This window comes from Martelella sp. (genome assembly GCF_984369615.1).
In genome coordinates this window covers 1-15,328 of sequence record NZ_CFHTCS010000074.1, presented here as the reverse complement: position 1 = coordinate 15,328, position 15,328 = coordinate 1, and the positions used below count along the sequence as shown (strand labels likewise).

The window sequence follows — 15,328 nt, the reverse complement described above, 5'->3', positions numbered from 1 at the left end:
CCCCGGTTTATCAACCGGGGCGTTTTTTTGTGAACGGCTTTGCGAAAGGGCCTTGGAGCCGTCGCCGCCTCAGGTCTTTTCCGCCTTTTTCATCACGCCGACGCGCAACATCACCTCGCGGGGAATATCATAGGTCGATGTCAGGTGATGGTCGGTCCTGAGCCCGAGATAGTCGCGCTGGATGAAGAGCGCGAAGGCGCGATCGGCCGCCTCCTGCACCAGTGCATCGCGATCCTGGTTGGAGCCCGGCGTCTCGTCGTGGCGTTTGAGGGCGGCGAGCGCCTCTTCCAGCCTGCGCCCGATCCGCCCCAGCGCCTGTGCCGTCTCCTGCATGATTTCGTATTGCAGGGCGTCCATCCTGGGATCGAGCGGCCTGCTGTTCGTCCCGGGCAATATCGGTGTCTTTTTTGCCATGGTCATTTCCTCTACCGCTTCGTCTTCCAAACATCGGAAGGCAGGCCGCTATCGTCAAGTTTGACGGCCAAAAAGAAAAACCGCCGGGCGTTGCCACCCGGCGGCTTGAACTCAGTCAGCGCAAGCGGAACGCTTACTGGTCGTCGCGGTTCTTCAGGGCCGCGCCCAGGATGTCGCCGAGCGAGGCGCCACTGTCGGACGAACCGAACTGTGCCACGGCTTCCTTCTCCTCGGCGATTTCAAGCGCCTTGATGGAGAGCATGACCTTGCGGTCGCGCTTGGAGAAGTTGGTGACGCGGGCGTCGAAGACCTGACCGACGGAGAAACGCTCGGGGCGCTGCTCGTCGCGGTCGCGGGCGAGATCCGAACGGCGGATGAAGGCCGAGATGTCGTCGTGGTTGACGAGCTTGACCTCGACACCGCCGTCGTTGACGGCAGTGACTTCGCAGGACACGACAGCACCCTTGCGCAGATCGCCGGAAGCTGCGGCTTCCGTGAGCGAATCCTTGCCGAGCTGCTTGATGCCGAGCGAGATGCGTTCCTTGTCGATATCGACATCGAGAACGACAGCCTTGACGACGTCACCCTTGTTGTACTCCTCGATAACCTGCTCGCCCGGACGGTTCCAGTCGAGGTCGGAGAGGTGCACCATGCCGTCGACATCGCCTTCGAGACCGATGAACAGGCCGAATTCGGTCTTGTTCTTGATCTCGCCTTCGACAACCGTGCCGGACGGATGCGAGAAGGAGAAGGCTTCCCACGGGTTCTCGAGCGTCTGCTTGAGGCCGAGCGAAATGCGGCGCTTGGCCGGATCGACTTCGAGCACGACCACATCGACGTCCTGTGTGGTCGACAGGATCTTGCCGGGGTGGACGTTCTTCTTGGTCCAGGACATTTCCGAGATGTGGATCAGGCCTTCGATGCCCGGCTCCAACTCGACGAACGCACCATAATCGGTGATGTTCGTGACCGTACCGGAGATCTTCTTGCCTTCCGGATACTTGGCCTGGATGCCATCCCACGGATCAGCTTCAAGCTGCTTCATGCCCAGGGAAATGCGGTGCGTTTCCTGGTTGATGCGGATGATCTGAACCTTGACGTTCTGGCCGATGGACAGAAGCTCGGTCGGATGGTTGACACGACGCCATGCCATGTCGGTGACGTGCAGCAGCCCGTCGATGCCGCCGAGATCAACGAAGGCGCCGTAATCGGTGATGTTCTTGACGACACCCTCGACAACCTGGCCCTCTTCGAGGTTCTGGACGATTTCCGAACGCTGTTCCGCACGGCTTTCCTCAAGAACGGTCCGGCGCGAAACGACGATGTTGCCGCGGCGCTTGTCCATCTTCAGGATTTCGAACGGCTGCGGCGTGTGCATCAGCGGGGATACGTCGCGGATCGGGCGAATGTCCACCTGGGAACGCGGCAGGAAGGCGATCGCACCGTCGAGATCGACCGTGAAGCCGCCCTTGACCTGGTTGAAGATCATGCCTTCGACGCGCTCGCCGGCCTCGAACTTGGCCTCGAGCTTGACCCATGCTTCCTCGCGGCGGGCCTTCTCACGCGACAGGACAGCCTCGCCCAGCGCGTTTTCGATGCGCTCGACATAGACTTCGACTTCGTCGCCAACCTTCAGCTCGCCATCCTTGCCGCGCGCGCCGAATTCCTTCAGCGGTACGCGACCTTCGACCTTCAGGCCGACGTCGATGATGGCCATGTCCTTTTCGATGGACGTGACCAGGCCCTTGGCAACATAGCCTTCGGCAAGATCATTGTTCGCGCCGAAGGATTCCTCGAGCATTGCGGCGAAATCGTCGCGCGTGGGGGTTTGTGCAGTCATGAAAACTCCTGGATCGTGTCCGTTCTCTTGAACCGAACACGCGTTGCGCCGGTGGCTGGTGTTGATCTTCGGCTGTCACCACACCCCTCTTCGCCTTTTCGGGAAAGACAAAGAGCATTCCGGCGCATGGATGCAGTGAAAACCTTGATTTGCGGAGCCTCCTCCGCATGCATTACGGGTCAAGCCGCTGGTCCACGAGGGCGCGCGCGGCCTGAAACGCGGCCTCTATACCCATTTTGGACGTATCAAGCAAGTGCGCATCCTCCGCGGGGCGCAAGGGACTGTCCTTTCGCCCCATGTCCCGCGCGTCGCGGCGGCGGACATCGTCGAGGATCGCATCGAAATCGGCCGTCTCGCCCTTGGCGACGATCTCGTCATAGCGGCGTCTGGCGCGGATCTCGGCATCGGCCGTCACATAAAGCTTCACCGGCGCCTCAGGGCAGACCACCGTGCCGATGTCGCGGCCGTCGAGCACAGCCCCGTTGCCGGCCGCTGCGAAGCGCCGTTGCGCTTCGACCAGCGCGACGCGCACGGCGGGCATGGAAGCGACCTTCGATGCCGCCTCGCCGATGTCATGGGCCGAAAGCACCGCGCGATCGAGATTGCCGAGATCGACACTGGCGGCCATCTCGGCCGCAACCGCCTCGTCGTCCAGCGGCTTTCCCGCATCGATAAGCGCCTTCGCCGTTGCGCGGTAGGTGAGCCCGGTGTCGAGATGCGGCAGGCCGTAATGCGCGGCAAGCTTTCGCGCCAGTGTTCCCTTGCCGGCCGCCGCCGGTCCGTCGATTGCGATGACAAAGCCCATGACACTCATTCCGTTCCGTTTGACGCTGACATAGCGCATCGGCCCGAAAATCGGAACAACCGGATCAAACGAAAAAGACCCGGCTGAAAAACCGGGCCCGATGTTCGAATAACGTGAAAGCCTATTCCGACGCGCTGTCGGCAAGCGCGGGGGCCTTGTCCTTCTTGGCAGGCTTGGACGACGCGCCCTTGCCCTCGTCGCCTTCGGCCTCGGCCTTCGGTGTGCGGCGGCGGCGCGGCGGCTTTTTCGGAGCCTCGGCTTCTTCGCCATTCTCGCCGGCGGAAGCGGCGCTTTCGTCCTCGCCGGCATTTTCGGCGGCGGCGCGCTTGGTGCGGCGCGGACGGCTGGCGGCGGTCGAACGGCGGCGGGATTTCGCCGCCGACTGGCCCTCGGCCTCTTCGGCCGCAACCTCGGCGGGCGTTCCGTCGATCACCGGCTGCGGGCCGTCGGCATCCACCTGGGGTTCCTGCCTGCGCTGCTGTTCCTTGCGCTCGCCGCGCTCGTCGGACGACGACTGGTTATTGTTGTTGTTGCCCTTCTTGGCCGCAACATCGTCATTCTCGTCGTCGGAGCGGTCGTCGCGCTGATGGCGCTCCTGAAGCTGCGACTGGGCCGCGGCAATGATGCGGTTATAGTGCTCGGCGTGCTGGAGATAGTTCTCCGCCATCACCCGGTCGCCCGCCCCTTGCGCATCACGCGCAAGCGACATGTATTTTTCCGCAACATGCTGCGCGGTGCCCCGCACCTTCACATCAGGACCGGTACTGTCATAAGTCCGGGTCAGCGGGTTGGCGCCCTTACGGTTGAAGTTATTATTGCCGCCGCGCCCCCGGCTGCGCTTATTCTGCTGTCCTGACCTCATGGAGTATTCACCTGAATTTTCTGTCAATGGTCGAGCTACGCCTTGGCCGTTCCCGCATCAGCGAAACACGGCGGCATAGCCCCGTTGGCAGGGTAAATAACCCGCTGCCATTCGTGGAATCCAAATACCTGAATCACGCAAAAGACGGCATGTCACAATGAACCAACATTGGACGAAAAACCTTGAGACTGTTGCCTGGCGACGAATCGCCCGTTTCGTTCAGTCACCGTTTTGCGTGGCTGCAACCTATCGTGCTTGTCTAAAAATTCCAAGCCCTTTCTTCGCCTGTTTTGAAAAAGGCCGGAACCGGCTTGATTTTCAGCTTTTCCGGGCGCTTGCAAAAATGACAACGCGGTCATTTCCGCCAAAATCCCTGTGCGATTGTGCAAGTGCGAACCCTTCTTCGGAGAAAATCGCGGTCACCATGTCCTTCTGGTCAAAGCCGATCTCAAGCGCAACAATGCCGTCTTCGGCCAGATGGTCCGAGGCTTTCGCCGCGATCGCGCGATAGGCGTCAAGACCGTCCTTGCCTCCGTCCAGCGCAAGGGCGGGATCATGCTCCCTGACCTCGGGCGCCAGTGTATCGATCACGTCCGAGACGATATAGGGCGGATTTGACACGATCATGTCGTATCGCCCCCTTGCCGCATCGAGCCATGGTCCGCGCGCCGTCTCGAAACGATCCGCGACACCGTTTATCAAGGCATTGGCGCGCGCGGTTTCAAGAGCCCCGTCGGCAATATCCGTGGCAAGCGCGGTCGCTCCGGCGCAATTTTTCAACAGAGCGACCGCAATCGCGCCGGTTCCGGTGCCAAGATCGACAAAACGGACCGCGCCTTTTCGCCGAACCGTCTGCTTGAGAAAGGCAAGCGCATGCTCGACCAGAATTTCCGTGTCCGGCCGCGGCTCCAGCGTGTCGGCGGACAGCATGAAGTCAAGGCCGAAGAATTCGCGCGCGCCGAGGATGCGGTAGACGGGTTCGCGCGCAAGCCGCCTCGCCATGGCGGCCGATACGGCGATCTCTTCATCCGGCTCGATCACGCGGGCGCCCTCGGTCATCATCTCCGTCAGGGACAGGCCGAGCACGCCGCTGACCAGATGACGCGCATCCTCTGCCGGCGTTTCAAGACCTCCCGCCTCGAAGGCGGCAACGGCCTTGCGATAGAGCGCTGAAAGCGTCGTCACGCCCGTATCCTCAACTGGCCTTCGCGCCGAGAAGCGCGAGCTGGCCGGCCTGGTAATCGGCGACGAGCGCGTCGACGATCTCGTCGAGATCGCCGGCGATCACGGCATCGAGCTTGTAGAGCGTGAGGTTGATGCGGTGATCGGTGACGCGCCCCTGCGGAAAATTATAGGTGCGGATGCGCTCCGACCGGTCGCCCGAACCGACCTGGGCCTTGCGGTCGGCAGACCTTTCGCTGTCGGCGCGCTGGCGCTCCATGTCAAAAAGCTTGGCGCGCAGCACCTGCATGGCCTTCGCCCGGTTCTGGTGCTGGGATTTCTCCGAACTGGTGACGACGATGCCGGTCGGGATATGGGTAATGCGCACGGCAGAGTCGGTGGTGTTGACATGCTGACCGCCCGCACCGGACGAGCGCATCGTGTCGATGCGGATATCTTCCTGGCGGACCTCGATATCGATGTCCTCTGCCTCCGGAAGAACGGCAACGGTCGCCGCCGAGGTATGGATGCGCCCGCCGGCCTCGGTTTCCGGCACGCGCTGCACGCGGTGCACGCCGGATTCGAATTTCAGCCGCGAGAAAACGCCGCGCCCCGAAACGGAGGCGATGATTTCCTTGTAGCCGCCGGCATCGCCTTCGCTGGCCGAGAGCACCTCGACCTTCCAGCCCTTGTCGGAGGCGTAGCGCTCATACATGCGGAAGAGGTCGCCGGCAAAAAGCGCCGCCTCGGAACCGCCGGTCCCGGCGCGGATTTCCAGCACCGCGCTCTTCTCATCGGCCGCATCGCGCGGCAGCAGCAGGAGCTGGATTTCCCCGGTCAGCGCCTCGATGCGCTCCTCAAGCTCCGGCACTTCCATTTCGGCGAGATCGCGCATCTCCCTGTCGGTCGCGCGATCGGAAAGCAGGCTTTCGAGGTCGGCAAGCTCGCGTTCGGCGGACTGATAGGCGCGGATCTTGGCCACCACCGGCTCGAGCTCGGCATATTCGGAGGCGAGCCTCACATAGGTCTCGGCGTCGGGGCCGGACGACATGCGCGCCTCGACCTCGGCAAAACGCCGTTCCAGTTCCCGCATCTTTTCCTGTGGTAGCATCGCCACGGGTCATTCTCTCCGCTTGTTGTTGGTCTTTTTTGCCGCCTGCGTTTTTAAAAACGCCGCTAAAGCGGAATATTGTGCTCGCCGGCAAAGCGTTCCAGAAGGGCGCGCACCGGCGTCAGGTTCGCCGGATCATCGAGCGCCGCGTTCACGACATCGCTGACGGCCGAAATGTCGAGACCGAGCAGCATCGCCTTCACCGGACCGATCGCCGTCGCGGACATCGACACCGAACGATAGCCGATGGCAAAAAGGGCCAGCGCCGAAATGGGCTTGCTGGCATATTCGCCGCACAGCGTCACCGGAACATTGTTGCGCTCGCCCGCCCGCACGATATCGCGCAACATCCTGAGAAAGGGCTTGCTGATCGTGTCATAACGGTCGGAAACGCGGGCATTTCCGCGATCGATCGCCATGAAGAACTGGTAAAGATCGTTGGAGCCGACCGAGACGAAATCGACCTCGGCCATCAGCTCGTCCATCTCGTAGATCAGCGCCGGCACTTCCAGCATCGCGCCGAGTTCTATTCTGCGCGGCACCTGATGGCCGAAACGGGCCATGTGCTGCACTTCCTTGGCCATCAGCGCGCGGGCCTCGCGGATCTCGCCGACCTCGGAAACCATCGGCACCATCACCCTGAGCGTCTCGCCGGCGGACGCCTTCATCAGCGCGCGCAGCTGCATGCGCAGGAGATAGGGCCGGTCGAGCGCCAGACGGATCGCGCGCCAGCCCATGGCCGGGTTTTCCTCTTCCTGCGCGCGGAAATAGGAGACCATCTTGTCGGAGCCGATGTCGAGGGTGCGGAAAGTGACGGGACGATTGCCCGCATGGTCGAGCACCTGGCGATAGAAGCTCTCCTGCTCGGCCGCCTTCGGCATGCGCGAGGCGATCATGAACTGCAGCTCGGTGCGGAACAGGCCGATCCCTTCCGCGCCCGAATCGTCAAGCTGCGGCAGGTCGACCAGAAGCCCGGCATTCATCATCAGCTTGAAGCGTACGCCGTCGGCGGAGACCGGATCGACGGACCGGAGAGCCCGGAATTGCTCCTGGCGGCGCGCCCTCAGCCTCAGCTTTTCCTCATAGGCGGTGACGACCGCATCGAGCGGGCGCACATGCACCTCGCCATCATCACCGTCGACAATGATCGCATCGCCGTTCTCCACCTGGGCGGCAACGCCGGTCGCCTGGCCGATGACCGGAATGCCCATGGCGCGCGCGACGATGATGACATGGCTGGTCGCCGCTCCCTCCTCGAGTACAAGGCCGCGCAGTTTCTCGCGCGGGTAATCGAGAAGCTCGGCCGGGCCCATCACGCGGGCGACGACCACGGCGTCCTCGGGGAAATTCTCCCCGTCCGTATCGACCGCATGGCCGGTCAGCTGACGCAGCAGCCGGTTGGCAAGGTCATCAAGATCATGCATGCGGTCGCGCATGAAGGGGTCGGTGAGGCGGATCATCCGGGCCTTGGTGTCGCTCTGCACCTTCTCCACGGCGCCCTCGGCCGTCAGCCCCAGCATGATCGCTTCTTCAAGCCGCCGGACCCAGCCGCGGTCATGGGCGAACATGCGGTAGGTTTCCAGCACCTCGCGGTGCTCGCCCTCCGAAGGCACGTCATTGCGCTGAAGAAGCTCGTCGATCGAGAAACGCAGCTTCTCGATCGCCGCGCGCAGCCGCGCGATCTCGGCGTCGCTGTCCTCGTTGACGAGGTTGTTGATCATGATTCGCGGTTCGTGCAGCACGGCATGGCCGAGCGCGATGCCCTCGCCATAGGCATCGCCCGAAAGCGACACCGAGCGGGTCAGGTCGAGCTCCATGCCCGGTCGGGTGATCTTCTTCAGGTCACCGGAGGCGATCAGTTCGGCAAGCAGCATCGCCGCCGTCTGCAGCGCCTCGACCTCTTCCTCGCTATAGGCATGCTCGTCGGTGTTCTGCACCACGAGAACGCCGAGCGTGCGGCCGGCGCGCAGGATCGGCACGCCCATGAAGGAGTGATAGATTTCCTCACCTGTCTCCGGCAGATAACGGAAGGCGGGGTGGGACTGAGCATCGGAAAGGTTCAGCGGCCGCGCGGAAGCCGCAATTGTGCCGACAAGACCCTGGCCCATGCGCAGGCTCGCCAGGTGAACCGCATCGCGCTTCAGGCCTTGCGTCGCATAAAGCTCAAGCACGCTGTCGGCTCTGAGCACATAGACCGAACACACGGCCGCGACCATGTTGTCGGCAATCTGGCCGACGATGCGGTCAAGGCGGTCCTGCGGCTCCAGCGGCTCGGCCATCAGTTCCCTGAGCCGCTTCAGCAGGATACGCGGGCTCGGTGCTTGGTGGTTCATAGCAGTCTGTCCCCGGTGGAGAAACCGTCTAGGTTTCAGTCGGACCGTTCCGAAACGAGGGGTTTGCGGACAATCCGTTACGGCTTATTTATCGAGACCGTAGCAGGAATGCAAAGTTCTGACAGCAAGCTCGGCATAGGCGCCGTCGATCAGGATCGAAATCTTGATCTCCGATGTCGTGATCGCCTTGATGTTGATGCCCTTCTGCGACAGTGCCTTGAAGGCCGATGCGGCAACGCCGGAATGCGAGCGCATGCCGATGCCGATCACCGAAATCTTGGCAAGCTCGGTCTCGCTCTGGATCACGTCATAGCCGATTTCGGATTGCTTGGCGGCAAGCGCCGCCTTGGCCTTCTCCACGTCCGACGCCGGCACGGTGAAGGTCATGTCGGTATGCGTGCCCTCTTCCGAGATGTTCTGCACGATCATATCGACATTGACATGAGCCTCGGCAAGAGGGCCGAAGATGGCGGCGGCAACACCGGGGCGATCTTCCACGCGGCGCAGCGAGATCTGCGCTTCATCCTTGGCATACGCGATGCCGGTCACGACTTCCTGTTCCAAAATCTCATCCTCGTCGCAAATCAGGGTTCCGGGCGGATTGTCGAAGTCGCCCATGCCCGGCGCATCCGGCGCCTCGAAACTCGAGCGCACGAATGTGCGCACTTTATGGACCATGGCCAGTTCGACGGAGCGCACCTGCAGCACCTTGGCGCCGAGCGAGGCCATTTCCAGCATTTCCTCGAATGCCACCTTCTTCATGCGTTTCGCCTTCGGCTCGACGCGCGGGTCGGTGGTGTAGACGCCGTCGACATCGGTGTAGATGTCGCAGCGATCCGCCTTGACCGCTGCCGCGATGGCAACGGCGGAGGTATCCGATCCGCCGCGGCCGAGGGTCGCGATCCGGTTGTCCGGACCGATGCCCTGGAAACCGGCGCAGACGGCAACCTGCCCCTCGCCCATGCGCTTGACGATATCCGAACCGTCGATATCGGCGATGCGGGCCGCGCCATGGGTGCTGTCGGTCCTGATCGGCACCTGCCAACCCTGCCAGGAGCGGGCGTTGACGCCCATGGACTGCAGCACGATGGCAAGAAGACCCGAGGTCACCTGCTCGCCGGAGGAGACGACCACATCATATTCGCGCGCATCATGCATCGGCGAGGCTTCACGCGTCCACTCGACGAGTTCGTTGGTCTTGCCAGCCATGGCGGAAACGACGACGGCAACCTCGTGGCCGGCATCGACCTCGCGTTTGACATGGCGCGCCACATTGCGGATACGCTCGATATTGGCGACGGAAGTGCCGCCGAACTTCATGACAATGCGGGCCATATTCCAACACTCGAATTTTCTGGCGTCCGAAAGCGATGGCGGACGCGACACCACGGCCATCCCCTGGAAACCCGGTTGGCGGCCGGACCGGTCGCAACCGGACTCACGCAGCCGGGAAAGCTGCGGTTTCTTAGCGAAATCGGACACCGCGCGCAATGGCGCTTGGCAAGAGTTTGACAGGCGCGCGGCCGGCCGAAGCGCTATTTTTTCGAAAGCCCTGTGGGCATGACCACCGGCCCGCCGCCGGCATGGCCGAAAAACGCCTCGACGCCATAAACGCGCCGAAGGTTTTCAGGCGTCAGCACAGCAGAGGGCGGCCCGTCGGCGACGACGCGTCCCTCCGACAGCATCACCAGCCGCGTGCACCAGCGCGCGGCCAGGCCCAGGTCATGAAGCGAGCAGACAACCGACCGCCCGTCGTGAAGGAGCGAGCCGAACACCTCCATCAGCGCAATCTGGTGGGCCGGATCGAGCCCCGCCACCGGCTCGTCGGCAACGAGCAACGGCGCTGCCTGGGCCAGAGCCCGGGCAATCAGCACCCGCGCACGCTCCCCGCCGGAAAGCGTGTCGGCGCGCCGGTCCGCAAGCGCGTCGACGCCCATGCATTCCATGGCGCGAGCGATGACATGGCCGCCGGCATAATCCCCGAAGACCGACGCTTCGCGCCAGGGCTGGCGGCCGAGGCCGACGATATGCCGCACAGCCACCGCCCAGGCGATTTCATGGTCCTGCGGCAGGTAGGCGACGGCGCGGGCGCGCTCGAGCGGCGTCATGGCGGCAAGCGGCCTGTCCGCCAGATTCACGTCGCCGGAGGCGCGGGCAAGGCCGAGACAGGCCTTCAGTAGCGTCGTTTTGCCGGCGCCGTTCGGCCCGATCAGGCCCACGAGCTCGCCATGACCGACCGAAAGGGTGACATTGTCGATGATGGCGCGCCCGCCGATGCGGACAGTGAGATTGTCGACGCCGAGCAGCATCAGATCAGCTCCCGCCGCGTCTTGAAGATCAGCCACAGAAAGAAGGGCGCGCCGATGAGCGCCGTCACGACTCCGATCTTCAGGTCCCGCTCGGGCGCAACCAGCCGCACGGCCACATCGGCCGCCAGAAGCACCGCCGCACCGCCCAGCGCGCTTGCCGGCAGAAGGCGGGACGGCACCGCGCCGACCAGCGGGCGCAGGAGATGCGGCACCACCAGCCCGACGAAGCCGATCGCGCCGGAGACGGCGGTCGCCGCCCCGACGCTTGCCGCAACGCCCCAGATCACCAACCGTTCGGTGGTTTTCGGCGATATGCCAAGGCTTTCCGCCGCGTCATGGCCGATCGTCATCGCATCAAGGGCGCGCGCTGACGAAAACAGCAGAACCCAGCCGAGCGCCATGAAGGGCACTGCCAGCCAGACCTGCAACATGGAGCGATCGGCCAGCGACCCGAGCATCCAGAACATGATTTCCATGGCCGCGAAGGGATTGGGCGAGAGGTTGAGCGCAAGCGCCGTCATCGCGCCGGCAAAGCTCGTCACGGCGACGCCGGCCAGAATGATCGACAGGCTGCGCGCGCCGCCGCCCGCCAGAAACCGCACCAGAACGACCGAGAGAACGGCAAAGACCAGCGCCAGAACCGGCAGCGCCAGCGCGAAAAGTGCTGACAAGCCCGTATAGATCGCGATCACCGCGCCAAGCGAGGCCGAGGCCGAAACCCCGAGAAGGCCCGGTTCGGCCAGCGGATTGCGCAGATAGCCCTGCAGAACCGCGCCTGACAGGCCGAGCGTCGCGCCGATTGCAAGGCCGAGAAGCGCGCGCGGGAGCCGGATTTCCTGCATGATCAGCGCGATCGCCCCGGCATCATGGCTGAAAAGACCGGAGAACGCCGCGCGAAAGCCGAACCCCGCCGGACCGACGGTGAGCGAGGCCACGAACAGCGCCGCCGCCAGCACGCCGAGGCCAAGGAGGAGACAAAGATAACGGCCCCGTTCAGTCATGGCGCGCCTGCGGAACGGAGCTGCCATTCGCCGAAACGGGAAGCCGCATCCTTCGCGCGCGGAGGCTCAATCCCGGCGGCAGCCCTCTTCAGGCGGGCGACCGCCTCAAGATTGAAAGGCCCGCCGCAGATCGTCAGGCGACTGGGCAGGTCGACAAGGTCCGCCTTGGCGGCGGCCGCGCGGAAGGCGGGATGGGCAAAGGGCGCTTCCGCCAGCGCCGGCGCGTCATAGCCGCTGTCTCCGCCGATGATGACCTCCGGCGCGGCCATGATCAGGCGCTCGAGCGGCAGGCGGCCGAGCCCGTCGACACCGGCTGATCTTCCGATATTGGAAAGTCCCGACCTGGCGACGATATCGCCGGCCAGCGTCTCCTCGCCCGACGTGTAGCCATTGGCAAAGTAGAGCGCTGCCGTCTTGCCGTTGGCCGGCATCGCCTCAAGGTCTGCGAGCGTTTCGTCCATGTTCGCGACAAGCCTTCCGGCCGTGTCTTCACGGCCAAGCAGATGGCCCATGCGAAGCAGGTTCTCGCGCACATCGTCAAGCGAGGTTTCGGGGTCGAATTCGGCCACCGGTATGCCGAGCCGCTTAAGGAGGTCCACCGTCTCGCGCGTGGTGTAGCTGCCGGCGAGCACCAGGTCCGGCTTCATCAGGAAGACTTCCTCGGCAAGGCCGTGATTGAGCCTGTAGCCCCTGGCCTCCTCCGCCATCGCAGAAACCGCCGGATCGGCCGCAAGGTTCGACACCGAGACGAGCTGGCCGTCTTCGGCAAGCAGCATCGCCATCTGGTCGGCGCACAGATTGATCGAGACGACGCGGGCCGGCGCGAAGCTCTGGTGACGGGCGAAAGCCATGCCTGGAACCAGCAAGGCAGGAAGGAGGCCGGCGCAGACGCTCGCGACATTCAAAAGGGTTCGTGCCGTCAGCGCCGACCGCAGCATCTAGAAGGTCCTTTGGTAGGAAAGCGTTACCGTTGTGCCGGGCGCCTTATAGCCATAGGTGGTCTCATAATCCTCATCGAACAGATTCTCCACCGCGAATTTGACGCGCGCGGCCGGGTCGATATCGTAGAGTGCCGAGACATTGACCAGCGTGTAGTCGCCAAGCTGCGGATTATAGCTCGATTCATTGGTCCAGCGACTGCCGACATATTCGATATCGGCATTGAGATTGAGGGCTTCGGTCGCCTGCCAGCTTGCCGCCGCCGTCAGCTTCAGCCGGTTCTGGTCGGCGATATAGACGTCATCCGTCTCGTTCTTCGGCAGGCGGTATTCGAAGCCGAAATCAAGCCCGATCCGGTCGTCCATCAGAGCCTGCGACCAGACAGCGCGCACGCCGGAAATCTTGGCCCTGTCGATATTCTCCATCGTCCCGATATAGGTCACCGGATCGGAGACATAGGCGATCATGTCGTCGATATGGTTTTCGTAGTAGACGAGATCGATGATCGTGCCGTTCCCCGAATCCCAGTTGAGGCCGGCTTCCCAGTTCTTCGAGGTTTCGGCATCGAGATCCGGATTGCCCTCATAGGTGCCGTCGAAGGCCCAGTAGAGATCGTTGAAGGTGGGGGCGTTGAAGCCGGTGGAATAGGAGGCCCGCGCCGTCAGCCCCGGAAGGAGCTCGTAGCCGAGGCCGATATTGTAGGTGAGCGCGCCGCCGAACTGTTCGTCGGCATCATAGCGCAGGCCGGCGTTCAGCGTCAGCGCCTCATATTCGAGGCCGTACTGGCCGTAGACCGCGCCGACATTGCGCCCGGTCTGCGTATAGTCAACGGAACTGTCCACCGTCTCGCGATAGGCCTCGCCGCCAAGGGTGAAGCTGTTGAGCGCGTCGCCGGCGATCACCTCCTTCGTGGTCGAGGCGGAAAGACCGAAGCGGTTGGTATCGTAATGCGTTTCGGCTTCCGGATGGTCGTCGCGGAAGTTCTTCTGGTAATCGAAGGCAGAATAGATCTCGAAGACAGAGGACCAGTCGTCGGCATGATCGAGCTCGGCGCCGAGCTTGAAGGCGGCATTGGTCTGGATCGCCTGGTTGGCGCCGTAGACCATGGCGCCGGTCATCCAGTCGGCGTAAGGCGCACTGTCGAAATGCGGGTTGGAGCGGGCATAGAAGCCTTCCGAATAAAGCCGGCCCCAGGCGAAGTCCTTGCCGATCGAATAGTTGAACGCGCCCTGCAGGAAGCCGTCGCGGCCCGCCTCGTGAACCGGATTTTCAGGCGTGGTGAAATCATAGCCTTCGGTTCCGAGGATGGAGAGGCCGAGGTTGAAATCGACGCCATTGTCCGTAATCCCGCGGGTCGCCACCGTGCCGAAGCCGCCCCAGGGCCAGGTCACGCCGGTCTCGACCGTGGTGCAGATTGCCTGGCCGTTAGCGCAGGCCGAACCGTCCCTCGTGATGATGTTGACGACGCCGCCGATCGCATCCGCGCCCCACTCGGCCGAATGCGCGCCCTCGGCGATCTCGACCCGCGCGATGGCTGAGAGCGGGATATTGGAAAGATACGCCGAGCCGGCCGTCGCGGAGGCGACCCGCATGCCATCGACGAGCACCAGCGTCTGGGATGCGCTTGCGCCGCGCAGCGTGATCGAGGCCTGTGCGCCCTGCCCGCCATTGGCGGTAATGTTGACGCCCGGATACTTCCTGAGCAGCGACGGCAGGTCGGGCGCCGCCGATCGTTCGATATCCTCCTCATCGATCACGGTCACCGTCGAGGTCGACTGCAGGATCGTCGAGGGACGGCGCAGCGGCGTCGTCACATAGACCGGCTGCAGGTCGATCACGTCATCTCCGACGATCCCGGCATCCTGGGCGAGCACCCCCTGCGCAGGCGTCAGGATCAAAAGCGCGGCCGAGGCCGCAAGCATGGATTTGTTCATGTCATATCCCCAAGCCGACCGGTTTCAGGCCGGCCGAAAAAGCCCGTCGGGGAAGAAGTGACACGGCAAAACACCCGGTCGCGGTCCTGTCCCGTCGGCGGCAACATCGTTTCGAAATGTCACCGCGACGGCAGACCGCGCCAAAACAAGAACCCCGTGTTCCGGCATGGGTGACGGGATCAGGCAGGTCTCCTGGCTTCCGCGTCATCGCCCTTGTTTCCGTCTTCCCGGGCAAACCCAGTGACATCATGGAAACGGCTCTGCGGCTACAGTTGCGGGGGCAGCCACGGATGAGGCAAAAAGCCCTGTCCCGTGTTCCCTTTTCATCCGTTCGTCAGAACGGAACCTGATCCGCGCGCAATCTATGCGGCGGCGCATTGCCAAGTCAATGACGCCAGACGCGCGAATTGCGGGGATAAGTTCGATCTATTGCCTTTCGGTCAGGCCTCAGACCAGGACCGGCTGCTCGTGCATGTCTTCCGAGCCGAAAAACTTCAGGTAACGCTCGACTTCCTTCGGGTCGCCGGTCGCCTTTTGCGGATTGTCGGAAAGCTTGACCGCCGGACGGCCGTTGGCGTCGGAGACCTTGCAGACGATCGAGATCGGCTTCAGCCCGCCG

At 63.3% G+C, this 15,328-nt stretch carries 12 protein-coding genes, 1 pseudogene and 1 riboswitch; all 13 genes and pseudogenes read right to left on the bottom strand.

The features are described 5' to 3' along the window. Positions 1-69 precede the first annotated feature (69 nt). The gene (locus tag AC5DC2_RS08480; RefSeq protein WP_491698181.1) at positions 70-414 is read right to left on the bottom strand and encodes a DUF6665 family protein; all 345 of its coding nucleotides are present in this window, start codon (positions 412-414) and stop codon (positions 70-72) included. A 133-nt stretch (positions 415-547) separates the two neighbouring features. Next, positions 548-2,254: a 30S ribosomal protein S1 gene (rpsA, locus tag AC5DC2_RS08475; RefSeq protein WP_024707000.1), complete on the bottom strand. Its 1,707-nt coding sequence runs from the start codon at positions 2,252-2,254 to the stop codon at positions 548-550. A 172-nt stretch (positions 2,255-2,426) separates the two neighbouring features. Beyond that, a complete protein-coding gene (gene cmk / locus AC5DC2_RS08470) occupies positions 2,427-3,059 on the bottom strand; it encodes a (d)CMP kinase (protein ID WP_491698180.1) in 633 nt (210 codons plus the stop codon). Between the two features lie 121 nt (positions 3,060-3,180). After that, the gene (locus tag AC5DC2_RS08465; RefSeq protein WP_491698179.1) at positions 3,181-3,921 is read right to left on the bottom strand and encodes a DUF4167 domain-containing protein; all 741 of its coding nucleotides are present in this window, start codon (positions 3,919-3,921) and stop codon (positions 3,181-3,183) included. A gap of 318 nt (positions 3,922-4,239) precedes the next feature. Then, complete coding sequence (gene prmC / locus AC5DC2_RS08460) at positions 4,240-5,106, bottom strand: peptide chain release factor N(5)-glutamine methyltransferase (protein WP_491698178.1); 867 nt, start codon at positions 5,104-5,106, stop codon at positions 4,240-4,242. Positions 5,107-5,116: 10 nt separating this feature from the next. Then, positions 5,117-6,199, bottom strand: a complete 1,083-nt coding sequence (prfA, locus tag AC5DC2_RS08455; RefSeq protein WP_491698177.1) for a peptide chain release factor 1 — start codon at positions 6,197-6,199, stop codon at positions 5,117-5,119. A 59-nt stretch (positions 6,200-6,258) separates the two neighbouring features. Continuing rightward, positions 6,259-8,526, bottom strand: coding sequence for a phosphoenolpyruvate--protein phosphotransferase (gene ptsP / locus AC5DC2_RS08450; protein WP_491698176.1), 2,268 nt, complete (start codon positions 8,524-8,526; stop codon positions 6,259-6,261). An 84-nt stretch (positions 8,527-8,610) separates the two neighbouring features. After that, complete coding sequence (locus tag AC5DC2_RS08445; RefSeq protein ID WP_024706994.1) at positions 8,611-9,861, bottom strand: aspartate kinase; 1,251 nt, start codon at positions 9,859-9,861, stop codon at positions 8,611-8,613. Positions 9,862-10,061: 200 nt separating this feature from the next. Continuing rightward, on the bottom strand, positions 10,062-10,835 hold the full coding sequence (locus tag AC5DC2_RS08440; protein ID WP_036236253.1) for an ABC transporter ATP-binding protein: 774 nt from the start codon (positions 10,833-10,835) through the stop codon (positions 10,062-10,064). Further along, positions 10,835-11,836 (bottom strand): FecCD family ABC transporter permease, encoded by a 1,002-nt coding sequence (locus tag AC5DC2_RS08435; RefSeq protein WP_024706992.1) that lies wholly within the window; start codon positions 11,834-11,836, stop codon positions 10,835-10,837. The genes AC5DC2_RS08440 and AC5DC2_RS08435 overlap by 1 nt, the downstream gene beginning before the upstream one ends. Next, entirely contained in the window at positions 11,833-12,687 is an 855-nt protein-coding gene (locus tag AC5DC2_RS08430; RefSeq protein WP_491698175.1) for an ABC transporter substrate-binding protein, read from the bottom strand. The genes AC5DC2_RS08435 and AC5DC2_RS08430 overlap by 4 nt, the downstream gene beginning before the upstream one ends. Positions 12,688-12,774: 87 nt before the next feature. After that, a complete protein-coding gene (locus AC5DC2_RS08425; protein ID WP_491698174.1) occupies positions 12,775-14,709 on the bottom strand; it encodes a TonB-dependent receptor domain-containing protein in 1,935 nt (644 codons plus the stop codon). Positions 14,710-14,874: 165 nt separating this feature from the next. After that, positions 14,875-15,074: riboswitch (cobalamin riboswitch) on the bottom strand. Between the two features lie 82 nt (positions 15,075-15,156). After that, positions 15,157-15,328: pseudogene (locus AC5DC2_RS08420) on the bottom strand (nicotinate phosphoribosyltransferase); the annotation flags it as partial.